The sequence below is a fragment of the Stenotrophomonas sp. SMYL89 genome, from assembly GCF_036319985.1.
GTDB lineage: Bacteria > Pseudomonadota > Gammaproteobacteria > Xanthomonadales > Xanthomonadaceae > Stenotrophomonas > Stenotrophomonas maltophilia_Q.
The window spans coordinates 25,681-48,180 of sequence record NZ_JAWIRW010000011.1; the positions used below are offsets into that span (position 1 = coordinate 25,681).

Sequence of the window (22,500 nt, forward strand, 5' to 3'; positions counted from 1 at the left end):
GCCCGACGGAATGCAGCCGAGCATGGGCTCGGCTCTACAGGGCGGCCCCGCCCCCCCCCCTGCCCCTATGCCGCCGCCGCGTCGCGGCTGTGGTCGAACTGGCCGTGGCGCAGGAAATGCGCGGTCTGCCGGGCAGCGTCGGGCGACACCACCAGGCCACTATGGCTGGTACGCACCACGCAGTGGTCAGCCAGCCCCGGCAGGCGGGTCTCGGCCAGGGCCACGGTGCCATCGGAGGCGTCGTCCATCGCGCCCAGCAGGCTGCCCAGCCCATGCGGCACTGAGCCGGCGATCAACCCAACCTCGGCCTTGCCCTGCCAGTCCGGCAGGCCATCCAGCAGCAGCTCGCTGCTGCGGCCCAGCGCCAGGCCCCAGCCATGATCGGACAACGAGCGCGCGGTGCCACTGCCGCGCAGCGGCGAGCCCAGGCAGACCACGCGCTGTACCGGCAGCTGCGGATTGCGCCGCAGCGCTTCCAGCGCCAGCAGCCCGCCCAGGCTGTGGCCGACCAGCGACAACGGGCCGGCATCGGCCAGCCGCTCCAGCAGCTGCGGCACGGCCACGTCCGGGCCACCGAACACCGAGGAATAACCAAACGCGTGCACCTGGAAGCCACGCGCGCGCAGGCGCCAGGCCAGCGGCCCGACCCAGGCGCGGGCATTCCAGATGCCATGCAGCAGCAATACGGGGGGAGTCATGCAAACAGCCTGGCAGTCAGCGGGGCAGGAACGTACGGTGATTGAACACGCGCGCGCAGCAAGCGGCGGTGAACATCAGGCCGCGCGCGGTGCGCGGCGCAGGATGAATTCGAGATCGTTCGTGTCGCCCACCGGGAACAGGTATTCGCCGGCCTTCTCGAAACCGTAGCGGGCGTAGAAGCGCTGTGCGCCGAAGTTTTCCGACCACACGCCCAGCCACAGGGTGCGCGGGCCTTCGTGTTCCAGCCAGGCCAGTGCGGTTTCCAGCAGGCGGCTGCCCCAGCCACAGCTCTGCTGGGTCTTGATCAGGTACAGGCGCTTGAGCTCGCCGTCACCGGGCTTCACGTCCGGGTGCGGCAGGCCACAGGGACCGGCGGCGGCATGGCCGACCGCCTCCCCGTCCAGCTCGAGCAGCCACACCGCGTAATCCGGGTGGGCCAGGATCACGCGCTGGCGCTCGACCGTATAGGCCTCCTCAAGGAAGGCCTGGAGGTCCTGCGGCGGATACAGATGGCCGAAGGTTTCGGTGAACGTGCGGGCCGCCAGCGCCGACAGGGTCGGCGCGTCGTCCACAGTAGCGCGGCGGATCGAATACATGCAGGAAGTTGACGTCAGCGCGGAGGGGCGGTCAAGCCTTTTCCGACGATTCCGCCTCTTCGTCTTCCTCGTCCTCTTCCTCGTATTCCTCTTCGTCCTCTTCGTCCTCTTCTTCCTCGCCTTCCTCGTCCTCGTCGTACTCTTCCTCTTCGTCGTCTTCGTAATCCTCGACGCCGAAGTCTTCACCGTCCCAGCGGCCTTCGCCGTCGGCGACGAAGGTCAGGGCCATCGCCGCCGGGTTGGTACCGACGCGGACCAGCCAACCACCGAACACACGCGCACGCTCGGTGACCAGATTGGCCTCGGCGCCTTCATTGCCCAGCTTTTCCCACTCCAGCGAAAACGCGAACTCGGTCATTGCCTGGATCTCCTGATCAGTTGGTCTTGGGGCGAACCTGGATGTGCACTTCGGCCAGCTGCGCGTCGACGATCGGCGACGGCGCGTCGGTCATCAGATCCTGTGCACCGGTGGTCTTCGGGAACGGGATCACGTCGCGGATCGACTCGGTGCCGGCCATCAACGCGGCGATGCGGTCGATACCGAAGGCGATGCCACCGTGCGGCGGCGCGCCGTAGTTCAGCGCGTCGAGCAGGAAGCCGAACTTGGCACGGGCCTCCTCGGCACCGATGCCGAGCAGCTCGAACACCGCGCTCTGCATGTCCGGACGGTGGATACGGATCGAACCGCCGCCGATTTCATTGCCGTTGAGCACCATGTCGTAGCCGCGCGAAACGGCGGTACGGGCGTTGGCGCGCAGGTCGGCAATGTCGTCCACGGCCGGTGCGGTGAAGGGGTGGTGCAGGGCGACGTAACGCTGTTCTTCCTCGTCCCACTCGAACATCGGGAAGTCGGTGACCCACAGCGGCGCCCAGCCCTCGGCGACCAGGCCGAAGTCTTTGCCGGCCTTCAGGCGCAGGGCGCCCATGAAGTCGGAGACCTTGTTGTAGCCACCGGCGCCGAAGAACACGATGTCACCGTTGCCGGCACCGACGTGGGCGACCAGCGCGGCGAAGGACGCTTCGCTGAAGAACTTCTGGATCGGCGAGCTGACTTCGCCGTTGTCGGCGATCTTGATGTAGGCCAGGCCCTTGGCGCCGTACTTGGCGGCATGCGCGGCGTATTCGTCGATCTGCTTGCGCGACAGCGACGCACCGCCCGGGATGCGCAGCGCAGCCACGCGGCCCTCGGCATCATTGGCCGGGCCGGTGAACACCGGGAACTCGCTGTCCTTGACCAGTTCAGCCACGTCCACCAGTTCCAGCGCGATGCGCAGGTCCGGCTTGTCCGAGCCGTAGCGGCGCATGGCTTCAGCCCAGGTCATCCGCGGGAAGCTGGCATCCAGCTGCACGTCCACCACTTCCTTGAAGATGGCGCGGATCATGTCTTCGACGAAGTCCTGCACGTCGCGCTCGCGGACGAAGGCGAATTCCATGTCCAGCTGGGTGAACTCCAGCTGGCGGTCGGCACGCAGGGCCTCATCGCGGAAGCAGCGCGCGATCTGGTAGTAGCGGTCGAAGCCGGCCACCATCAGGATCTGCTTGAACAGCTGCGGGCTCTGCGGCAGGGCGTAGAACTCGCCCGGGTGCATGCGCGCCGGCACCAGGAAGTCGCGCGCGCCTTCCGGGGTGGCCTTGGTCAGGATCGGGGTTTCGATGTCCTGGAAGCCCTTCTCGTCCAGGTGGCGGCGCAGGGCCTGCACCAGCTTGATGCGGGTGCGCTGCATGCGCTGCATTTCCGGGCGGCGCAGGTCCAGGTAGCGGTACTTCAGGCGGGTTTCCTCGCCCGGGTTCTCGTGGGCGTGGAACGGCAGCGGCGCGGCCTTGTTCAGCACGGTGATGGCGGTGGCGATCACTTCCACCTTGCCGGTGCGCATCTTGTCGTTCACCGCGTGGCGGGCGCGCACGACGCCTTCCACCTGCAGCACGTCCTCGTAGCCCAGCGACGCGGCCACGGCGAACACTTCGGCATTGTCGACCTCCACCGTCACCTGCACGATGCCTTCATGATCGCGGAGATCGATGAAGCAGACGCCGCCCTGGTTACGGGCCACGTCGGTCCAGCCGGCGAGGGTGACAGTCTGGCCAATCAGGGTCTCGTCGACCAGGCCGCAGAAGTGGGTACGCATGGGGGGAAGCTCCGCTGGAGAACGCCGGCACCGGATGGGGGCCGGAAAGCCTCGTATTCTGCGGCCGAGGCCCCGGCCGGGGCAAATCCGGCCAGTCACACCGGCTTGATCGCCCCCCTCCCTATAGTCGGGCACCTGCCACCGTATGGGATGCCGCCATGAAACCGCTGTCCCTGGCCAGCCTGGCCGTAACCCTCAGCCTGGGTGCCCTGGGCACCCTCACCCTGCCCGCCCCATCCGCCTCTGCGCAGAACGGGGTGATCCGCTGCGAAAGCCAGAGCAACCGCGAACGGGTCTGCAACACCGGCTGGCGCGGCGCGCAGCTGGTCCGTCAGTTGTCTGGCAGCCCCTGCGAGGAAGGCCGCACCTGGGGCAGCCGCAACGGCACCATCTGGGTCACCGGCGGCTGCCGCGCCGAGTTCGTCGAGTCGCGCGGCGGCTGGGGCGGTGGCAATGGCGGCGGCTGGGGTGGCAACAACGGTCGACCCGGCGAGACCATCCGCTGCGAAAGCCAGAACAATCGCGAGCGCAGCTGCCCGGTCGGCTGGCGCAATGCCCGCCTGGTCCGCCAGTTGTCCGGCAGTCCTTGCGAGGAGGGCCGTACCTGGGGTGTGCGCAACGGCGCGGTGTGGGTCAGCAATGGCTGCCGCGCCGAATTCGCCGAGGCCCGCGGCTGGGGCGGTGGTGGTGGCGGCTGGGGCGGTGGCAACAGCAACTATTCCATCACCTGCAGCAGCAACAACAACCGTTCGCAGACCTGCGACTGGGATGATCGCCAGGGCCGGCCAGTGCTGCAGCAGCAGCTGTCCGGCAGCGCCTGCCAGGAAGGCCGCAGCTGGGGCTACTCGCGCGGCCAGGTGTGGGTGAGCAACGGCTGCCGCGCGCGCTTCGGTACGCGCTGAGTTGCGGGGGCGGATCCCTGGCCAGCGGCCAGGGCTCTTACCCCGGCCAGGCATCCCGCATCCACGCATGGCGTGGGTCTACTGGCGGTCTTTCCGGGGTCGGAGCCCTCCGCAGGAGGGATCCGATCCCGCGATCACGGTGCGGGCGCTTTGTCGTCGCCCCAGGGCGGCGGCGGCAGATCGACCGGCTTGCTCAGGTCGAACTGCACGCGGAACCGGCGGCCCTCCGGGCGCGTCAACTCGTAGACGAACGTCTGGTCCGGATCGATCTCCATCGCCCAGGTGTTGTGCGTGGAAGCCAGCATGTCGGCACGGCGGAACATCGCCACCGAGTCGGCATCGGCCGGGAACTGCTGACGTTCGGCAGTTCCCGGCGGCGTGCTGTCGCCACCGTACAGGGTGATCGCGTCGGGGCTGCCGTCTTCGTGGCGATGGTCGTGTTTCAGGCGCAGCCCGTTCGGCGTGCGGGTCAGCACCCAGGTCCGCGAGTGGTCATCACCGACATGGAACGGGATGCGCAGCTCATGCGCCGGATCGGCGCAGCCGCGCACGTGCATCACCAGGCGCTGCCCGGCGAACGGGTCCTTGCCGGTTGGTGCCGGCGTGTCCTCCACCACCTTGCCTGCGTAGGCCTGGCCGCAATGTGCGGCGATGGCGGCCATGAACGCATCGGCCGGTGCGGTCGCCAGGTCATGGGCGACCGTATCGGAGCGCTGCGTGCACGCAGCGAGGCTGAGCAGGAGGGCGGCGGTAGTGGCAACGGCAATCGGTCTCATGCCCCAACCCTAACGGCCATGGCCGATGGGCGCAAACCGCGCGCCAGGTCCGCTCAGCGCTCGGCAGACGGTGCTGCCGGCAGTACTTCGGTCGCCGCCACCGGTGCGGCCTCGCCCTCGCCGGCCGGCTCCTGTTCCGCCGGGTCGACATCGAACGGGGTACGGAACACCAGCGACGGCAGCAGCGTGGTCAACGCGGCATACAGCAGCAGCGCGCCGAACAGCACCGCCGGAATCTGGAAGCGCTCGCGCATGATCGCCGCCAGCACCAGGGTGAAGATCAGCGTCGGTGCCAGCGCCAGCGAGACCCGCAGGCTGCTGCGGAAGCTCTCGCCGAACATCACCCGGCGCTGCAACCAGACCACGCCGATGCGCAGCGGCAGCACCACCAGGGTGATCACGATGCCCAGCCCCAGCGCCTCGAAGCTGAGCGCTTCACTGGGCACCTTGGTGCCGGCGTTGAAGAAGTAGAACGGCACGAAGAACGAGGCGAACAAGCGCAGCGCGTGCAGGTTCTCGTGCGAGGCCAGCAGCGGCATGCGCTGGTGCAGCAGACGCGCGACCAGCCCGGCGATGAACGCGCCGACCAGGTAGTACACGCCCAGCAGGTAGGTGATGTAGGCCGCCACCATGCCCACCATCACCAGCAGCGAGAACTCTGAACCCGGCGCGTGCGGCGCCACCCAGCGTCCCAGCGCGATGAACAGCAGCGGCAGGCCGACCATCATCGCCAGCAGGGCCAGGCTGGACAGCGCCATGTGGCCCGGATCGCCGGCCTGCAGCACGATGAACAACGCCGCCAGCGCCAGCAGTTCACCAGCGATGGCCTTGCTGGTCACCCAGAACCGCTCGTCTTCGCTCAGGCCCAGCCGTGACAGCGAATCCATGATGAAACCAGTGGAGGGCGTCAGCAGCGCCAGCGCCAACAGGCCGGCGGCCTGCCAAGGCAATCCCGCATAGCGCCAGGCCAGCCAGCCCACGCCGAACAGCGTCGCACTGCGGATCACCAGGTGCGCCAACAGCGGCCACATGCCACGACGTAGCGCCTGCAGGTCCACTTCCAGGCCCGCGAACAGGAACAGCGAGGAAATACCCAGCGTGGCCAGCAGGCCGATCACCGCATCGTGGGCCTGGTCGCCCAGCCAGAGCATGCCGATGATGCCGAACAGCAGGCAGGTCAGTGGTGCGGGCAGGCTGAAGCGCTGCAGCGCGCGCGGGATCACCAGCAGCGCGAAGATCAGCAGCAGGTAGATCAACTCATGGCTCATCGGGGTCTTCCGTGGGGTTCGAACGCGCGCAGGATGCGCGCGCCGAACCGATCCGGCAAGCCACGTTTGAATGACCCCGGTTACCTCATCCAATCAGTCGGTCGGCGATCCGGCCTACCTGGGCCAGCACCAGGGCGCGCTGCTCGTTGCTGATCGCGCCGGCCTGCAGATAGGCCGTCAGCACCCACGGTGCGCCGCCCGCGCGCGGCCACAACACGGCGATGTCGTTGCGCGCGTCCTCGCCATTGCTGCCGGTCTTGTCGCCCACCCGCCAGCGCATGCCCAGGCCCGCGCGCAGGCAGGCATCGCCGGTTTCATTGTCGATCAACCAGTCGGCCAGCTGCTGGCGCGATGCCGGCTGCAGCACTTTCCCCAGCACCACGCGCTGCAGCGAACCAGCCATCGCCGCCGGCGTGGTGGTGTCGCGCGGGTCACCTTCGGCGAAGCTGTTCATTTCCGGCTCCAGCCGGTCGCTGCGGCTGACCGCATCGCCGCTGGCACGCAGGAACGCGGTGACCGCTGGCGGCCCGCCGACCACACCGAACAACAGGTTGGCAGCCGTGTTGTCGCTGGTGATGACCGTGGCCCGGCACAGGTCGCGCACGGTCATGTCCTTGCCGGCATGGCGGCGGGTCACCGGTGCGTGCGAGAGCAGGTCGGCCTCGCGCACCGGTACGCGCCGGTCGAGCAGCGAAGGGGTGCCTTCGGCCTGGCTGAGCACGGTCGCGGCCAGCATGCTCTTGAAGGTGCTGCACATCGGGAAACGCTCGTCCTGGCGATGGCCGACGCGGCGGCCGCTGGCGGTATCGAGCAGGGTCACGCCCAGACGGCCGGCGCATGCCTTCTCCAGCGCGGCGAAATCACTGGCGGCGGCGATGGCCGCATCGGCCGGGGCGGCGGCGGTCGTGGCGCCCGCCGCACGTGCCAGCAACGGCAGGGCGAGCGAGGAAGCAACAGCGGCACCACTGAACTGCAGGAATCGGCGACGGGCGAGCATGCGGGGTTCTCCTGGGGACCGTTCGATTATTGGCGTCGCCCACCGGGGCGACCAGCGCAAAAAATCAGCGCGAGCCATTAGCTGAACTCATGCCTGTCGCATTCAACCCCTTAATTTTCCGAAATCACCCGTTGCCACGCTAGGATCATCCATCACTCCAGCTCACGACTGCGCCATGCTGCACCCGACTCTGCCGCTGAACGCCCTGCGCGCCTTCGAGGCCGCCGCGCGCCACCAGAATTTCACCCGTGCCGCGCTGGAGCTGTGCGTCAGCCAGGCCGCGCTGAGCCACCAGATCCGCAGCCTGGAGGACCGGCTCGGCATTCGCCTGTTCCATCGCCTGCCGCGCGGCGTTGCCCTGACCGATGAGGGTTCCGCGCTGTACCCGGTGCTCAGCGAATCGTTCGAGCGCATTTCGGCCAGCATCGCGCGTTACACCGGCGGACCTGCGCGTGAGGTACTGACCCTGGGCGTGGTCGGCACCTTCGCCACCGGCTGGCTGCTGCCACGACTGGCTGCGTTCGAGAGCGCGCATCCGGACATCGAGCTGCGCCTGCAGACCCACAACAACCGTATCGATCTGGCGGGAGAAGGGCTGGACCTGGCGATCCGCTTCGGTGATGGCGACTGGCAGGGCCAGCACTGCACGGCGATCCTCGACGCGCCCTTCGCACCGCTGTGCGCGCCGGCGCTGGCACGGCGCCTGAAGCAACCGCGTGACCTGGGCACGCTGCCACTGCTGCGCTCCTACCGCAGCGACGAGTGGCCGCGCTGGTTGCAGGCGGCCGGGGTCAGCGGCGTGGAGGCACGCGGGCCGGTATTCGATTCCTCGTTGACGGTGGCGATGGCCGCTGCCGGCGGTGCCGGCGTGGCGCTGCTGCCGTTGCGCATGTTCGAGCAGGAACTGGCCGAGGGCCGCTTGTTGCAGCCGTTCGGCACCACGCTGGAGCTGGGCCGCTACTGGCTGACACGGCTGCGCTCGCGCGTCGAACGTGAGCCGGCCAAGCGCTTCCGCGAGTGGCTGCAGGCGCAGTCATGATGTAGAGCCGAGCCCACGCTCGGCTGCTTCATGTCCAATACCGCGCTGCGCGCGCAAGCCGAGCATGGCTCGGCTCTACAAGAAAGCCAGCCGGCCAGCGGCCGGCACTACCGGTCAGGACTCCAGCAGTTCCATCCAGGCCGCTTCGGCTTTTTCAAGCTGCGCGGCAGCGGTTTCGCGGTCACGGCCGATCACCGCCATGCGCGTGGCATCGGCGTAATTGGCCGGGTCGGCCAGCTGCCGGTCCAGTTCGGCCAGGGCGCCTTCCAGCTCGGCCACCTTGGCTTCGGCGGCGGCCAGCTTGTGCGGGTTCACCGGCTTCTTCTGCACCACCTGCGCCACCGGGGCGGTCTTGACCACCACCGGCTCTTCCACCTGCTCCATGCGCGCCTTGGTGCCCTGCGCCTGCGGGCGGGTACGCAGCCAGGCGGCGTAGGCGTCAAGGTCGCCGTCGAACGGCTCGACCACGCCATCGGCCACGCGCCAGTAGGTATCGCAGACCAGGCCGATCAGGTGGCGGTCGTGCGAGACCATCACGATCGCGCCTTCGAAGGTGGCCAGTGCTTCGGCCAGCGCTTCGCGCATTTCCAGGTCAAGGTGGTTGGTCGGTTCGTCCAGCAGCAGCACGTTCGGCTGCTGCCAGGCGATCAGCGCCAGCGCCAGGCGTGCGCGCTCGCCACCGGAGAAGCCATCGACCGGCTCGAATGCGCGGTCGCCGGGGAAGTTCCACTTGCCGAGGAAGTCGCGGAACGACTGGTTCGGCGCATCCGGGGCGATCTCGCGGAAGTGCTCCATCGGCGACTGGCCTTCGTGCAGCGACTCCACCGTGTGCTGGGCGAAGTAGCCGATCTTCAGGTCCGGGTGCGCCATGCGCTCGCCGACGATCGGTGCCAGTTCGCCCACCAGGGTCTTCACCAGGGTGGTCTTGCCGGCGCCGTTCGGGCCGAGCAGGCCGATACGCTGGCCCGCTTCCAGGCCGAAGCCGACGTTGTGCAGGATCACCGCGTCCTTGCCGTAGCCGGCCTCGACGTGGTTCAGGCGGATCAGCGAGAACGGCAGCTTGGCCGGCGGCGCGAATTCGATGCGGAACTCACGCTCGGCGCGCACCGCTTCGGTGCCGGCCAGCTTGGCCAGGCGCTTCATGCGGCTCTGCGCCTGCGCGGCCTTGCTGGCCTGCGCCTTGAAGCGGTCGATGAAGCTCTGCAGGTGGGCGCGCTCGGCCTGTTCCTTCTCGTGCGCGATCTGCTGCTGGCGCAGCTGTTCGGCGCGCTGGCGCTCGAAATCGGTGTAGCCACCCGGGTAGAGCTTGGCGCCACCACCGTGCAGGTGCAGGGTGTGGGTGGCGACGTTGTCGAGGAACTCGCGGTCATGCGAGATCAGCAGCAGCGTACCCGGGTACTTCAGCAGCCACTGTTCCAGCCAGTACACCGCGTCCAGGTCGAGGTGGTTGGTCGGTTCGTCCAGCAGCAACAGGTCGCTGGGCATCATCAGCGCGCGCGCCAGGTTCAGGCGCACGCGCCAACCGCCGGAGAACGAGGACACCGCGCGGTGATGGGTCTCGGCCGGGAAGCCGAGGCCGTGCAGCAGCTTGCCGGCGCGCGCTTCGGCATCGTAGGCATTGAGCTCGGCCATCTTCGTGTGCGCCTCGGCCACCGCTTCCCAGTCTTCACGGGCGGTCGCCTCGGCCTCCGCGGCCAGCACCGCGGCCACTTCGATGTCACCGCCCAGCACGAAGCTCAGCGCCGGGTCCGGCAGCGACGGGGTTTCCTGCGCCACGCTGGCGATACGGACCTTGCCGGGCAGGTCGACGTCCCCCTTGTCGGCCTCCAGCTCGCCCTTCACCGCCGCGAACAGGCTGGACTTGCCAGCACCGTTGCGGCCGACCACGCCCACCCGGTAACCGGCGTGCAGGGTCAGGTCGACATTGGACAACAGCAGCCGCTCGCCGCGGCGCAAGGCGAAATTACGAAGGGAGATCATCGGGGGAGGGGTCCATATAACCGGATGGAATGTGCTGGTAAGCACTGTTCCTGCGACGCAATTCTAGCGTTAACGAATACTTGACGTGTCCCGGGATGCGCAGTGGCCGACGTTCCTCTCTCCCACGTCCTCGCCGCGCGCGTCCCGGGCTCCCTTCCCGCCAGCGCTGATCCGGGCTAAATGGTTGCTGCTGCAACGTTTTTTCTGACGCCCGGCATTTGACAGGCACTGAATATCCCGTTAATTGCTGTATTGCGCACCGCAACAACCGCCGTCCGCCTCACCCCCGTGATGTCGATTCCGGTGCCGCCCCTGCCAACCGGAGCCCCATCCCGATGACCCGCAAGACCAGCCTGATCGCCGCCGCCGTCGCTGTCGCACTCGGTGGCTCTCCGTTCGTCGCCGCAGCCCAGCAGGCCGGCACCGCCGCCAACACCCTGGACACAGTGATCGTCACCGGCACCCGCGTGGCCGACCGCACGGTGGCCGAATCGCAATCGCCGATCGACATCATTACCCCCGAAGCACTGCAGTCCACCGGCACCAGCGAACTGGCCACGGCGCTGTCGCGCGCGCTGCCCTCGCTGAACTTCCCGCGCCCGGCCCTGACCGACGGCACCAGCGGCGTGCGCCCGGCGCAGCTGCGCGGCCTGTCGCCGGACCAGGTGCTGGTGCTGGTCAACGGCAAGCGCCGCCACACCTCGGCGATGATCAACGTCAACGGCAGCATCGGCCGTGGCTCGTCGGCGGTGGACATCAACGCGATCCCGATCGCTGCCATCGAGCGCGTGGAAGTGCTGCGCGACGGTGCGTCGGCACAGTACGGCTCGGATGCCATCGCCGGCGTCATCAACATCGTGCTCAAAGGCAGCGGTCGTGGCGGCAGCCTGGCGGTGGACTACGGCCAGTACTCGGCGGGTGACGGCAACAAGTACCAGCTGTCCGGCGATACCGGCGTCGAGTTCGGCAACGGCCGTGGCCGTGTGCACGTGGCCGGCCAGATCAGCCAGCAGGACGAGAGCAACCGCGCCGGCCCGTACCGCGGCACCACGCCGAATACCGGCAACTTCCCGAGCATCGGCCAGAAGACCTTCATCGTCGGCGACCCGCGCGTGGATGCCACCGCCGCCTCGGCCAACGCCAGCTTCGACTTCAGCGACCACGTGACCGGCTACGCCAGCGCGCTGCTCAGCAACCGCGACATCACCTCGTTCGCGTTCTACCGCTCGCGCAACCACAGCGGGCAGAGCGCGCTGCTGGCGCAGACCTACCCGGATGGCTACGTGCCGGAGATCAACCAGTATTCCAAGGACCGTTCGCTGGTGGCCGGGGTCAAGGGCAACACCGACAACGGCTGGACCTGGGACCTGAGCCTGAACCATGGCGAGAACACCCTCGATTTCCACACCCGCAACAGCATCAACTACAGCCTCGGTGCGACCAGCCCGCGCTCGTTCTACGACGGCACGCTGAAGTACCAGCAGGACATCTTCAACGCCGACCTGACCAAGTCGCTGGACTGGGGCCTGGCCTACCCGGTCACGCTGTCCTTCGGCGGTGAGTACCGCAAGGAGAAGTGGGACCAGAACCCGGGCGAACTGAACTCGTACACCGGGAGCGGTGCGCAGGGCTTCGCGGGCTTCACCCCGACCAATGAAGTGCATGCCGACCGCCACAACTACGCGGTCTATGCAGGCCTGGAAGCGGACCTGACCGAGAAGTTCTCGGCGGGCATCACCGGCCGCTACGAGGACTACTCGGACTTCGGCGACCGCTTCTCCGGCAAGCTGTCGGCGCGCTACGCGTTCACCGACAAGGTCGCGCTGCGCGCTACCGCGTCCAGTGGCTTCCGCGCACCGTCGCTGGCGCAGCAGGGTTACCAGGCCGTCACCAGCCAGTTCCTCAATGGCGTGTTCGTTGAACGCGGCACCTTCCCGACCACCAGCCCGGCCGCGCAGGCGCTGGGCGCCTCGCCGCTGAAGGCCGAGACCTCCACCTCCTACAGCCTGGGCCTGGTGCTGCAGCCGGTGGACCGCCTGTACATCACCGTCGATGCCTACCAGATCGACATCGATGATCGCATCGCGCTGTCGTCCAGCATCACCACCAACGCCGCCACCAGCGCGCTGCTGGGCACCCTCGGCCTGCCGCAGGTGACCGCGTTCTCGTACTTCACCAACGGCCTGGATACGCGCACCCGCGGCGTCGACTTCGTGTCCAGCTACACGGTGCCGTTCAGTGCCAGCAGCCTGGAACTGACCGCCGCCTACAGCTACAACGACACCGAAGTGCGCCGCGTCGGCGGCACCCCGGCGGTGTTTGGCACGCTGGGCCTGACCCAGTCGCTGATCGGCCGCGATGAGATCGGCCGCATCGAGGACAGCTACCCGCGCGACAAGGCGATCCTGAGCGGCACCTGGCGTTCGGATCACTGGGAACTGGGCCTGGCCGCCACCCGCTACGGCAAGTTCACCGTGCGCAACTCGGCCACCGCGCTGCGTGACCAGACCTACGGCGATGCCTGGGTGGTGGATGCCTCGGCCAGCTACAAGCCGAGCAGCAACTGGACCCTGACCGTGGGCGCCGACAACCTGCTGGACAAGTACCCGGACCGCACCGAAGACCTGCAGAACTCCACCTTCGGCATGCTGCCGTACAGCAACTACTCGCCGTTCGGCTTCAACGGCGCGTATGTGTATGGGCGGATCAAGTACACCTGGTAAGGGGTAGTGCCGGCCGCTGGCCGGCATTCCGTGGCCCGGGTGGGGTCAGATCCCTTTTCCTGCAGGAAAAGAGATCTGACCCCATTTGCCTGCTGGGTTTGCTGCATCTGGCGCATTAGGTGAAAATCGGGGCATCCCCCCGAATTCTGCGAGAGCCGATGCACCATGACACCGACCTGATCAACATCGTTGCCGTTGGCCTGGGGCTCGCCTTCATCTTCGGCGCGCTGGCCAACAAGCTCCGCTTGTCTCCCCTGGTCGGTTACCTGGTTGCTGGCATCTGTGTAGGCCCGTTCACCCCCGGCTTCGTCGCCGACCAGGCGCTGGCCAACCAGCTGGCCGAACTGGGCGTGATGCTGCTGATGTTCGGTGTCGGCCTGCACTTCTCGCTGAAAGACCTGATGGCGGTCAAGGCCATCGCCATCCCCGGTGCCATCGGCCAGATCGCGGTCGCCACCCTGCTCGGCTGGGGCGTGGCCTCGCTGATGGGCTGGCCGGCCATCCATGGCGTCATCTTCGGTTTCTCGCTGGCCACCGCGAGTACCGTGGTGCTGCTGCGGGCGATGGAGGAACGCCGCCTGCTGGAGACCATGCGCGGCAAGATCGCGGTCGGCTGGCTGATCGTGGAAGACCTGGCCTGCGTGCTGGCACTGGTGATGATGCCGGTGATGGCCGGCGTGTTTGGCCCCGATGCGGCCAAGGAATCGCACTCGCTGGGCAGCGTGCTGGCCGACATCGGCTGGACCTTCGTGCAGCTGGGCCTGTTCGTGGCGGTGATGCTGGTGGTCGGGCGCCGGGTCATTCCGTGGATCCTGGAACGCATCGCCGGTACCGGCTCGCGCGAACTGTTCACCCTGTCAGTGCTGGCGATCGCGCTGGGCGTGGCATTCGGCTCGGCGATGCTGTTCGGTGTCTCGTTCGCACTGGGCGCGTTCTTCGCCGGCATGCTGCTCAACGAATCGGAGCTGAGCCACAAGGCTGCGCACGATTCGCTGCCGCTGCGCGACGCGTTCGCGGTGCTGTTCTTCGTCTCCGTAGGCATGTTGTTCGACCCCAACATCCTCGTCCAGCACCCCTGGCAGGTGCTGGCCACCGTGCTGATCATCATGTTTGGCAAATCGGCCGCCGCGTTCTTCATCGTGCGTGCGTTCGGCCACCCGACCAGCACTGCGCTGACCATTTCGGCCAGCCTGGCGCAGATCGGCGAGTTCGCCTTCATCATCGCCGGCCTCGGCGTGGCGCTGCAGATCCTGCCGAAGGAAGGCCAGTCGCTGGTGCTGGCTGGTGCGCTGGTGTCGATCATGCTCAATCCGCTGGTGTTCGGCCTGCTCGACCGTTGGCAGGCCAAGCAGGAACAGCAGCCGCAGCCGGCGGAACCAGAAGAGGCCATCGGTCCCTCGCGCGACCTGCGTGACCACGCCATCGTGATCGGCTACGGCCGGGTCGGCAGCGAACTGGCGCAGGTGCTGCGCGATCGCGGCGTGCCGGTGCTGGTGATCGATGACAACAAGGAACACGTCGAACAGGCGCACGCCAAGGGCCTGGCGGCGATCCGCGGCAGTGCCGCCGCCGACCGGGTGCTGGCCGAAGCTCATCCGGAGCGCGCCAAGATCGCGGTGCTGGCGATTCCGCAGCCGCTGGAAGCCGGTGAGGCGCTGGCCAAGCTGCGGGCGATCAACCCGGACCTGACCCTGCTGGCACGTGCGCACAGCGATGCCGAGGTGAAGCACCTGCTGGAACACGGTGCCGATGGCACGGTGATGGCCGAGCGCGAGCTGGCCTATTCGCTGGCGGAGATGATCATGTCGACGCCGCCGTACCGGAATCTGGGGCAGCACAGCATTCCGGTGGTGTGAGCGGTGTGGGTGCGGCAGGGCTTGCAGCCCTGCACCTGCCAAAGCAACGGCAAAAGCAAAAGCTGACTATCCGTGGGATGGCGGGGAGGGTCCGGTTGCAGGGGACGCCGTGAATCCGTCCATGGAGGCTCGGTCGCGCCATCCATGGCGCTCACGCCCCTGCAACCGGACCCACCCCGCCTTCGACAGTTCGCTGCTGCTGTTGGTGGGTGTGGACCTTGGTCGACACGGCGGCGTATGGGGTCAGATCCGTTTTCCGCAGGAAAACGGATCTGACCCCGGAAACATGAAAAATCCCCGGTCGACCCGCATCGACCGGGGATCTGGATCGCCACGTTGCCACGCCTTGGAGAGGCAGCTCCACCGTAGCGCATTGCGCGATGGGTGGTGATCGCCTGTGGCGATGACGACCAAGCGTGTGGCTATCAGGCGCCGGCCAGGGCCTGCTCAAGGTCCGCGCGCAGGTCGCCGATGTGCTCGATGCCGATCGACAGACGCACGGTGTCTTCGCTGACGCCGGCCTTGGCCAGTTCAGCTGCGTCCAACTGGCGATGGGTGGTGGACGCCGGATGGGTGGCCAGCGACTTGGCGTCTCCCAGGTTCACCAGCCGGGTGAACAGCTTCAACGCATCGAGGAAGCGTGCGCCGGCTTCGCGCCCACCCGGCAGGCCAAAGGTCAGCACGCCCGAGCCGTAGCCACCGAGGTAGCGCTGCGCGGCGGCATGCTCCGGGTCGTCGGCCAAACCGGCGTAACGCACCCACGCCACCTTGGCGTGCGCCTTCAGGAACTGCGCGACGGCCAGTGCGTTGGCGTTGATGCGCTCCATGCGCAGTGCCAGCGTCTCGATGCCCTGCAGGATCAGGAAGGCATTGAACGGCGACAGCGCCGCGCCGGTATTGCGCAGCGGCACTACGCGCGCGCGGCCGATGTAGGCGGCAGGCCCCAGGGCCTCGGTGTAGACCACGCCGTGGTAGCTGGGATCGGGCTGGTTGAGGCGGGCGAAGCGCTTCGGCTGCGCAGCCCAGTCGAAACGGCCAGAGTCGATGATCGCACCGCCCAGGCTGTTGCCGTGGCCGCCCAGGTACTTGGTCAGCGAATGCACCACGATGTCGGCACCGTGCTCGAACGGGCGCAGCAGGAAGGGCGTGGCCATGGTGTTGTCGACGATCAGCGGCACGCCGGCCGCGTGAGCGACTTCGGCGATGGCGGCGATGTCGGTGACATTGCCGCGCGGGTTGCCGATCGATTCGACGAACACCGCCTTGGTTCGCTCGTCGATCAACGCGGCGAACGCGGCCGGATCGGCGGGGTCGGCGAAGCGCGCCTGGATGCCGTACTGCGGCAGCGTATGCGCCAGCAGGTTGAGGCTGCCGCCATACAGCGCGCTGGAGGCGACGATGTTGTCGCCGGCCTCGGCAATGGTCTGGATGGCATAGGTGATCGCGGCCTGCCCCGAGGCCAGCGCCAGTGCGCCGATGCCACCTTCCAGGGCGGCCAGGCGCTGCTCCAGCACGTCGGTGGTGGGGTTCATGATGCGCGTGTAGATGTTGCCCGGCACCTTCAGGTCGAACAGGTCGGCGCCATGCTGGGTGTCATCGAAGGCGTACGCCACCGTCTGGTAGATCGGCACCGCCACCGCGCGGGTGGTCGGGTCGGGACGGTAGCCGCCATGCACGGCCAGGGTTTCCAGTTGCCACTGCGGGTCGCTCATTGCACCAGGCTCCATCCGGGGAAACCGCCACCATAGGCCAGCCGCAGCCTGGCACTGAGAGCCACTGGCGATGACGTGCGTACCGGCGGTTATCAGGTTGGCCGGGATTCAGGCAGCCGTCATGAGCCGTTGCTAGGCTTCGCCGCCGGGCGCTCCTGCCCGGGCACGGAGGCCCCACGCGCATGCAGCCATCCCCTTGGACACCCACCACCAACGGCATGCCGACACCGGTCCTGCTGGTGGAGGACGATCGTCGCCTTGCCGAACTGGTCAGCGACTACCTGCACGAGCATGGCTTTGCCGTGCAGCATGTCGCTCGTGGCGACCAGGCCGGCGCCGCCTGCCGCCAGCATGCGCCGGAACTGGTGGTACTGGACCTGATGCTGCCCGGCCTCGGTGGCATCGACGTGTGCCGGCAGATCCGCAGCTTCTCCGACGTGCCGATCCTGATGCTGACCGCCTGCGAGGACGACATCGAACAGGTGCTGGGCCTGGAATCGGGCGCCGATGACTATGTGCACAAACCGATCGAGCCGCGCTTGCTGCTGGCCCGCCTGCGCGCGCTGCTGCGCCGCCGCCACGGCAGCAGCAACACCGGCACCCCCTGCCGGCTGATGCATGGTGAACTGCTGATCGACCGCATGCAGCGCGACGTACACCTGCACGGCCAGCCGGTCGAGCTGGGCACCACCGAATTCGAGATCCTGTGGTTGCTGGCCAGCCAGCCCGGGCAGATCCTCTCCCGCGACCAGATCCTGCAGGCGGTGCGCGGCATCGGCTTCGATGGCCTGGACCGCAGCGTCGATGTCAGCATCGGCAAGCTGCGCCGCAAACTCGGCGACGATGCGCGTGAACCGCGGCGCATCAAGACCGTGTGGGGCCGTGGCTACCAGTTCAATCCATCGGCCTGGTCGGCGTGAAGCGGCTGTTCCTGTGGCTGTGGTTTATCACGGGTGCCTGCTTCCTGGTGTCGGTGTTCTTCCTCAACCACATCCTGGACGGCATCTACACGCCTGTGCAGGATCGCGTGTTCGTCGAGCAGGTGCGCGGGCAGGTGTACGCCCTGCGCAGTGGCCTGGCCGGCCTGGACGCCGGCCAGCAGCGTGAGCGCCTGCAGCAGTGGCAGCCACACTACGGCATCGCTCTGACCCTGCTCGACAGCCCTCCCGCGCTCGCCCCCCAGGAACAGGCAGCCGTGAAGACCGATGGCTTCATCGTGCGCGATCAATACCAGCAGGTCCTGCTGCCCATCGAAGGCATCGGAGGCCGGTGGCTGCACCTGCGCCTGCCTGGCGCGGTGCAGATGACGACGTACATGACAATCGCGGCATACCTCAGCATCCTGCTGCTGGTCGGCGCCAGCCTGTACGCCTGGGTGCGCCTGCTCTGGCGCGATCTTGAAGCGCTGCGCCTGCACGCCGACCGCATCGGTGCCGGTGATCTGCAAGCGCGCGCACAGGTCTCGCCGCGCTCGCAGATCCGGGTCATCGTCGAACACTCCAACCGCATGGCAGCGCGCGTGGCCGAACTGGTGCAGCGCCAACGCGACCTGACCCATGCGATCTCGCACGAACTGCGCACCCCGATCGCGCGCGTGGCCTTCGGCCTGGACCTGATGCAGGACAGCGATGATCGCGAACGTCGCGAGCGACTTGCGCAGGGACTCCACGGCGACCTGGCCGAACTCAACCGGCTGGTCAGCGAACTGCTGGCCTATGAGCGGCTGGAACACCCCAGCGAAAGCGAGCCGCTACAGCGCATCGAAGCCAACGACTGGCTGCAGGCCTGCCTGGCCGATGTGCGTCGTGACGCCGAACGCGCCAGCCTGGTGCTGCGCGTGCTGCCCAGCGCGCTGCCGCGCGTGGACGCCGAGCCGCGCCTGCTGCAGCTGGCGTTGAGCAACCTGGTCGGCAACGCGCTGCGCCATGCACGTTCACAGGTCGAGGTCTCGCTGGTCGGCGTCGACGGCCGTGCCTGCCTGCGTGTGGATGACGACGGCCCCGGCATCGCCGAAGCCGATCGCGAGAAGGTGATGCGTCCATTCACCCGCCTGGACGACAGCCGCAGCCGCGATACCGGCGGCTTCGGCCTGGGCCTGGCCATCGTCAGCCGCATCGCCGCCCGCCACGGTGGTGAGCTGCGCATCAGCCGCGCCACGCTGGGCGGCGCTCGCCTGGAAATGCACTGGCCGCTGGCTGCCAGCTGAACGCCCGAGGGCGCGATTACAGTTGATTACAACTCCCGCACAACTGCGGAGGGAACCGTCGCCGGCATATCGCCACGCTGGCGACCCTGCAGCGTACGCCGGATGCGCGTGCTGCTTTCCTCCCATTGCCGAGAGTTTCCATGTCCCAGCGTCGCCGTTCCCGTTCCCCTGCCCTGCTCTGCCTGGCCGTGTTGCCGCTGTTCGCCGCACCGATCGCCCATGCCAGGGATGACCACTGGACCTTCGAAGTTGCCGCTGGCGGCGGCGTGACGCCGCGCTACAGCGGCAGCGAGGAGTATCGTGCGACGCCGTCGTTGTCCTTTGATGTCACCTCGCCGGGGGGATGGTTTCTGGGCACCAGTGGCATTGGCTGGGGCACCTCCATCGGCGAGCACACCCGCGTGCGTGCCTATGTCGGCGCCAGCGGCATCCGCAAGGAAAAGGACTCGCTGCTTGGCGGTTCGGACTTCCTGCGCGGCATGGGCGATATCGATACCCGTCCCCTGGTCGGCGTCTCGGCTGGTTATACGCTGGGCGAAGCCGTGCTGAGCGGTTCCTGGCAGTTCACCCGCAAGGATGAGGACAAGGCCGAGAACGGCCTGGCCACCCAGCAGGTGCACCTGAACCTGACCATGCCGCTGTTCGACCTGGCCGGCGGTGTGGTCAGCGGCAGCGTCTCCACCGACTACGGCAACCGCGGCTACATGCAGACCTGGTACGGCGTCAGCCCGGAACAGGCGGCGCGTACCGGCTTTGCCGAACACAAGCCGAAGGCCGGCCTGTTCAGCGCCGGTGTCGGCCTGAAGTGGAGCCACCGCGTGGGCCGCAACGGCAACTGGTACATCTCGGCCGAAGGCACGCGCCTGCTCGGCGATGCCGCCGACAGCCCGATCGTGCAGAAGCCCAACCAGTTCGGCTTGATGAGCGGTTACACGCACCGCTTCTGAGAAGTCGCCGGGCATGGCCCGGCGCTACCGGAAAAAACGGGGCGCTACGATCAGGCAGCGCCCCGCATGATTCACGCCTTGGCGAACACCAGGTGACCGCCGTCGTTGCCGACTTCGATGGTGTCGCCGTTGACGAAGGCCCCGGACAGGATCTTCTGTGCCAGCGGGTTTTCCAGCTGCGCCTGGATCGCACGCTTCAACGGACGCGCGCCATACACCGGATCGAAGCCAACGTTGCCGAGCAGGTCGAACGCCGCATCGGAGACCGCCAGCTTCAACCCACGCTCGGCCAGCCGCTTCTCCAGCCCACGCATCTGGATGCGCGCGATCTGCTTGATCTGCTGCTTGTCCAGCGGATGGAACACCACGATGTCGTCCAGGCGGTTGATGAATTCCGGACGGAAGTGCGCCTGCACCACGCCCATCACCGCCGCCTTCATCTGCGTGTAGGCCTCCGGGCTGTCGTCGGCGCTCATGTCCTGGATCTGGTGCGAACCCAGGTTCGAGGTCATCACGATGACGGTGTTGCGGAAGTCCACCGTGCGACCCTGGCCATCGGTCAGGCGACCATCGTCCAGCACCTGCAGCAGGATGTTGAACACATCCGGATGCGCCTTCTCCACTTCGTCCAGCAGGATCAGCGAATACGGGCGACGACGCACGGCCTCGGTCAGGTAACCGCCTTCCTCGTAGCCGACATAGCCCGGGGGCGCACCGATCAGGCGGGCGACGCTGTGCTTCTCCATGAACTCGCTCATGTCGATGCGGATCATGGCGTCGGCACTGTCGAACAGGAACTCGGCCAGCGACTTGCACAGTTCGGTCTTGCCCACGCCGGTCGGACCGAGGAACAGGAACGAGCCGGCCGGACGGTTCGGATCGGACAGGCCCGCACGCGAGCGGCGCACCGCATCGGAGACGACCTTGATCGCTTCCTCCTGGCCGACCACGCGGTTGTGCAGCACCTCTTCCATGCGCAGCAGCTTGTCGCGCTCGCCTTCGAGCATCTTGTTGACCGGAATACCGGTCCAGCGCGAAACGACTTCGGCAATCTCCTCGTCGGTCACGCGGTCCTGCACCAGCTTGAAGTCCTTGTGCTCGGCTTCCTGCGCGGCGGCCAGCTGCTTTTCCAGCTGCGGCAACAGGCCGTACTGGATCTCGCTCATCCTGGCGAAATCCTGGCGGCGCTGCGCGGCCTCCAGTTCCAGCCTGGCCTGCTCGACCTGCTCCTTGATCTTCGTCGCACCCTGCAGCGCGGCCTTCTCCGACTTCCAGATTTCATTGAGATCGGAGAACTCGCGCTCCAGCGCCTCGATGTCGTTCTCCAGGTCGGCCAGGCGTTGCCGCGAGGCTTCGTCCTTTTCCTTCTTCAGCATCTCGCGCTGGATCTTCAACTGGATCACCCGGCGCTCCAGGCGGTCCAGCTCTTCCGGCTTGGAGTCGATCTCCATGCGCAGGCGCGAAGCGGCTTCGTCCATCAGGTCGATGGCCTTGTCCGGCAGCTGGCGGTCGGTGATGTAGCGGTTGGACAGCGTCGCGGCGGCGACGATGGCCGGGTCGGTGATCTCCACGCCATGGTGCAGCGCGTACTTCTCCTTCAGGCCGCGCAGGATCGCGATGGTGTCCTCCACCGACGGCTCGCCCACGAACACCTTCTGGAAGCGGCGCTCCAGCGCGGCATCCTTCTCGATGTACTTGCGGTACTCGTCCAGCGTGGTCGCGCCGATGCAATGCAGCTCACCGCGTGCCAGCGCCGGCTTCAGCATGTTGCCGGCATCCATCGCGCCATCGGCCTTGCCAGCGCCGACCATGGTGTGCAGTTCGTCGATGAACAGGATGATCTGGCCTTCGTTCTTGGCCAGGTCGTTGAGCACGCCCTTCAGGCGTTCCTCGAACTCACCGCGGAATTTGGCACCGGCGATCAGCGCGCCCATGTCCAGCGACAGCACGCGCTTGCCGCGCAGGCCCTCAGGCACTTCGTCGTTGATGATGCGCTGGGCCAAGCCCTCGACGATGGCAGTCTTGCCCACGCCGGGTTCGCCGATCAGCACCGGGTTGTTCTTGGTCCGGCGCTGCAGCACCTGGATGGTGCGACGGATCTCTTCGTCGCGGCCGATCACCGGGTCGAGCTTGCCGCTCTCGGCGCGCGCGGTCAGGTCGATGGTGTACTTCTCCAGCGCCTGCCGCTGTTCCTCGGCATTCTCCGACTGCACGTTCTCGCCGCCACGCAACTTGTCGATGGCCGCCTGCAGGCGGGTCTTGTCGGCACCGGCGGCGCGCAGCGCCATGCCCAGCGTGCCGCCATCGTCCAGCGCGGCCAGCACGAACCACTCGCTGGCGATGAAGGCATCCCCATGCTGCTGGGCCAGCTTGTCGGTCTGGTTCAGCAGGCGCCCCAGGTCATTGCCCATCGAGACATTGCCGGCCTGGCCGGACACCTTCGGCAGCGCGTCCAGCGCCTCGGTCAGGCGCTCGCGCAGCACCGGCACGTTCACCCCGGCCTGGGCCAGCAACGGGCGCGTGCTGCCGCCCTGCTGGTCCAGCAGCGCGCTGAACAGGTGAACCGGTTCGATGATGCTGTTGTCGCGGCCCACGGCCAGCGACTGTGCGTCTGCCAGCGCCTGCTGGAAACGCGAGGTGAGCTTGTCCATCCGCATTGCGAATCCTCATCGG

General features: G+C 67.5%; 17 protein-coding genes. 7 read left to right on the forward strand and 10 right to left on the reverse strand.

Annotated features, from left to right (window positions below; translation table 11 throughout):
* Positions 1-65: 65 nt before the first annotated feature.
* The 4 genes from V3B41_RS14455 to aspS all read right to left on the reverse strand — a co-directional run bounded on the left by V3B41_RS14455 (position 66) and on the right by aspS (position 3,421).
* On the reverse strand, positions 66-698 hold the full coding sequence (locus tag V3B41_RS14455; protein ID WP_043035110.1) for an alpha/beta fold hydrolase: 633 nt from the start codon (positions 696-698) through the stop codon (positions 66-68).
* Between the two features lie 75 nt (positions 699-773).
* On the reverse strand, positions 774-1,295 hold the full coding sequence (locus V3B41_RS14460; protein ID WP_005410760.1) for a GNAT family N-acetyltransferase: 522 nt from the start codon (positions 1,293-1,295) through the stop codon (positions 774-776).
* A 31-nt stretch (positions 1,296-1,326) separates the two neighbouring features.
* Positions 1,327-1,653: a DNA primase gene (locus tag V3B41_RS14465; protein WP_329861562.1), complete on the reverse strand. Its 327-nt coding sequence runs from the start codon at positions 1,651-1,653 to the stop codon at positions 1,327-1,329.
* Positions 1,654-1,669: 16 nt separating this feature from the next.
* On the reverse strand, positions 1,670-3,421 hold the full coding sequence (gene aspS, locus V3B41_RS14470; RefSeq protein WP_197619932.1) for an aspartate--tRNA ligase: 1,752 nt from the start codon (positions 3,419-3,421) through the stop codon (positions 1,670-1,672).
* 158 nt (positions 3,422-3,579) lie between these two features.
* On the opposite strand from aspS, the gene V3B41_RS14475 reads away from it, so the two are divergent.
* Positions 3,580-4,323 (forward strand): DUF3011 domain-containing protein, encoded by a 744-nt coding sequence (locus V3B41_RS14475; protein WP_329861564.1) that lies wholly within the window; start codon positions 3,580-3,582, stop codon positions 4,321-4,323.
* Between the two features lie 134 nt (positions 4,324-4,457).
* Here V3B41_RS14475 and V3B41_RS14480 read toward each other — a convergent pair whose 3' ends face one another.
* The 3 genes from V3B41_RS14480 to blaL2 form a co-directional block, all read right to left on the reverse strand.
* Complete coding sequence (locus tag V3B41_RS14480) at positions 4,458-5,099, reverse strand: hypothetical protein (protein ID WP_049429567.1); 642 nt, start codon at positions 5,097-5,099, stop codon at positions 4,458-4,460.
* A 53-nt stretch (positions 5,100-5,152) separates the two neighbouring features.
* Positions 5,153-6,367, reverse strand: a complete 1,215-nt coding sequence (locus tag V3B41_RS14485) for a cation:proton antiporter (protein ID WP_329861566.1) — start codon at positions 6,365-6,367, stop codon at positions 5,153-5,155.
* Positions 6,368-6,452: 85 nt separating this feature from the next.
* Positions 6,453-7,364, reverse strand: coding sequence for a L2 family extended-spectrum class A beta-lactamase (gene blaL2, locus V3B41_RS14490; RefSeq protein WP_329861568.1), 912 nt, complete (start codon positions 7,362-7,364; stop codon positions 6,453-6,455).
* Positions 7,365-7,539: 175 nt separating this feature from the next.
* Between blaL2 and ampR the strand changes: the two genes are divergently transcribed.
* Entirely contained in the window at positions 7,540-8,403 is an 864-nt protein-coding gene (ampR, locus tag V3B41_RS14495) for a LysR family transcriptional regulator AmpR (RefSeq protein ID WP_049429564.1), read from the forward strand.
* A 114-nt stretch (positions 8,404-8,517) separates the two neighbouring features.
* Here the strand turns inward: ampR and V3B41_RS14500 are convergent, their stop codons facing one another.
* Positions 8,518-10,383, reverse strand: a complete 1,866-nt coding sequence (locus V3B41_RS14500; RefSeq protein ID WP_043400521.1) for an ABC-F family ATP-binding cassette domain-containing protein — start codon at positions 10,381-10,383, stop codon at positions 8,518-8,520.
* 335 nt (positions 10,384-10,718) lie between these two features.
* On the opposite strand from V3B41_RS14500, the gene V3B41_RS14505 reads away from it, so the two are divergent.
* Positions 10,719-13,106, forward strand: a complete 2,388-nt coding sequence (locus tag V3B41_RS14505) for a TonB-dependent receptor (protein WP_295547065.1) — start codon at positions 10,719-10,721, stop codon at positions 13,104-13,106.
* 158 nt (positions 13,107-13,264) lie between these two features.
* Positions 13,265-14,962: a YbaL family putative K(+) efflux transporter gene (gene ybaL, locus V3B41_RS14510; RefSeq protein ID WP_049428477.1), complete on the forward strand. Its 1,698-nt coding sequence runs from the start codon at positions 13,265-13,267 to the stop codon at positions 14,960-14,962.
* A 425-nt stretch (positions 14,963-15,387) separates the two neighbouring features.
* Here the strand turns inward: ybaL and V3B41_RS14515 are convergent, their stop codons facing one another.
* A complete protein-coding gene (locus V3B41_RS14515) occupies positions 15,388-16,674 on the reverse strand; it encodes an aminotransferase class V-fold PLP-dependent enzyme (protein ID WP_329861572.1) in 1,287 nt (428 codons plus the stop codon).
* A gap of 182 nt (positions 16,675-16,856) precedes the next feature.
* Between V3B41_RS14515 and V3B41_RS14520 the strand changes: the two genes are divergently transcribed.
* The 3 genes from V3B41_RS14520 (at position 16,857) to V3B41_RS14530 (ending at position 19,827) form a co-directional block, all read left to right on the forward strand.
* On the forward strand, positions 16,857-17,594 hold the full coding sequence (locus tag V3B41_RS14520; protein WP_049430685.1) for a response regulator transcription factor: 738 nt from the start codon (positions 16,857-16,859) through the stop codon (positions 17,592-17,594).
* The gene (locus V3B41_RS14525) at positions 17,591-18,880 is read left to right on the forward strand and encodes an ATP-binding protein (protein WP_197633786.1); all 1,290 of its coding nucleotides are present in this window, start codon (positions 17,591-17,593) and stop codon (positions 18,878-18,880) included. The genes V3B41_RS14520 and V3B41_RS14525 overlap by 4 nt, the downstream gene beginning before the upstream one ends.
* 140 nt (positions 18,881-19,020) lie before the next feature.
* Positions 19,021-19,827 (forward strand): MipA/OmpV family protein, encoded by an 807-nt coding sequence (locus V3B41_RS14530; RefSeq protein WP_197633787.1) that lies wholly within the window; start codon positions 19,021-19,023, stop codon positions 19,825-19,827.
* Positions 19,828-19,898: 71 nt separating this feature from the next.
* On the opposite strand, the gene clpB is transcribed toward V3B41_RS14530, so the two are convergent.
* Positions 19,899-22,484 (reverse strand): ATP-dependent chaperone ClpB, encoded by a 2,586-nt coding sequence (clpB, locus tag V3B41_RS14535; protein WP_049430692.1) that lies wholly within the window; start codon positions 22,482-22,484, stop codon positions 19,899-19,901.
* Positions 22,485-22,500: the final 16 nt, after the last annotated feature.

Coding starts and splice junctions, on each gene's coding strand:
- V3B41_RS14530 (WP_197633787.1), top strand. CDS start 19,021: ATGTCCCAGCGTCGCCGTTCCCGTTCCCCTGCCCTGCTCTGCCTGGCC.
- ampR (WP_049429564.1), top strand. CDS start 7,540: ATGCTGCACCCGACTCTGCCGCTGAACGCCCTGCGCGCCTTCGAGGCC.
- ybaL (WP_049428477.1), top strand. CDS start 13,265: ATGCACCATGACACCGACCTGATCAACATCGTTGCCGTTGGCCTGGGG.
- V3B41_RS14460 (WP_005410760.1), bottom strand. CDS start 1,295: ATGTATTCGATCCGCCGCGCTACTGTGGACGACGCGCCGACCCTGTCG.
- V3B41_RS14485 (WP_329861566.1), bottom strand. CDS start 6,367: ATGAGCCATGAGTTGATCTACCTGCTGCTGATCTTCGCGCTGCTGGTG.
- aspS (WP_197619932.1), bottom strand. CDS start 3,421: ATGCGTACCCACTTCTGCGGCCTGGTCGACGAGACCCTGATTGGCCAG.
- V3B41_RS14515 (WP_329861572.1), bottom strand. CDS start 16,674: ATGAGCGACCCGCAGTGGCAACTGGAAACCCTGGCCGTGCATGGCGGC.
- V3B41_RS14465 (WP_329861562.1), bottom strand. CDS start 1,653: ATGACCGAGTTCGCGTTTTCGCTGGAGTGGGAAAAGCTGGGCAATGAA.
- V3B41_RS14475 (WP_329861564.1), top strand. CDS start 3,580: ATGAAACCGCTGTCCCTGGCCAGCCTGGCCGTAACCCTCAGCCTGGGT.
- V3B41_RS14520 (WP_049430685.1), top strand. CDS start 16,857: ATGCAGCCATCCCCTTGGACACCCACCACCAACGGCATGCCGACACCG.
- blaL2 (WP_329861568.1), bottom strand. CDS start 7,364: ATGCTCGCCCGTCGCCGATTCCTGCAGTTCAGTGGTGCCGCTGTTGCT.
- V3B41_RS14480 (WP_049429567.1), bottom strand. CDS start 5,099: ATGAGACCGATTGCCGTTGCCACTACCGCCGCCCTCCTGCTCAGCCTC.
- clpB (WP_049430692.1), bottom strand. CDS start 22,484: ATGCGGATGGACAAGCTCACCTCGCGTTTCCAGCAGGCGCTGGCAGAC.
- V3B41_RS14455 (WP_043035110.1), bottom strand. CDS start 698: ATGACTCCCCCCGTATTGCTGCTGCATGGCATCTGGAATGCCCGCGCC.
- V3B41_RS14500 (WP_043400521.1), bottom strand. CDS start 10,383: ATGATCTCCCTTCGTAATTTCGCCTTGCGCCGCGGCGAGCGGCTGCTG.
- V3B41_RS14505 (WP_295547065.1), top strand. CDS start 10,719: ATGACCCGCAAGACCAGCCTGATCGCCGCCGCCGTCGCTGTCGCACTC.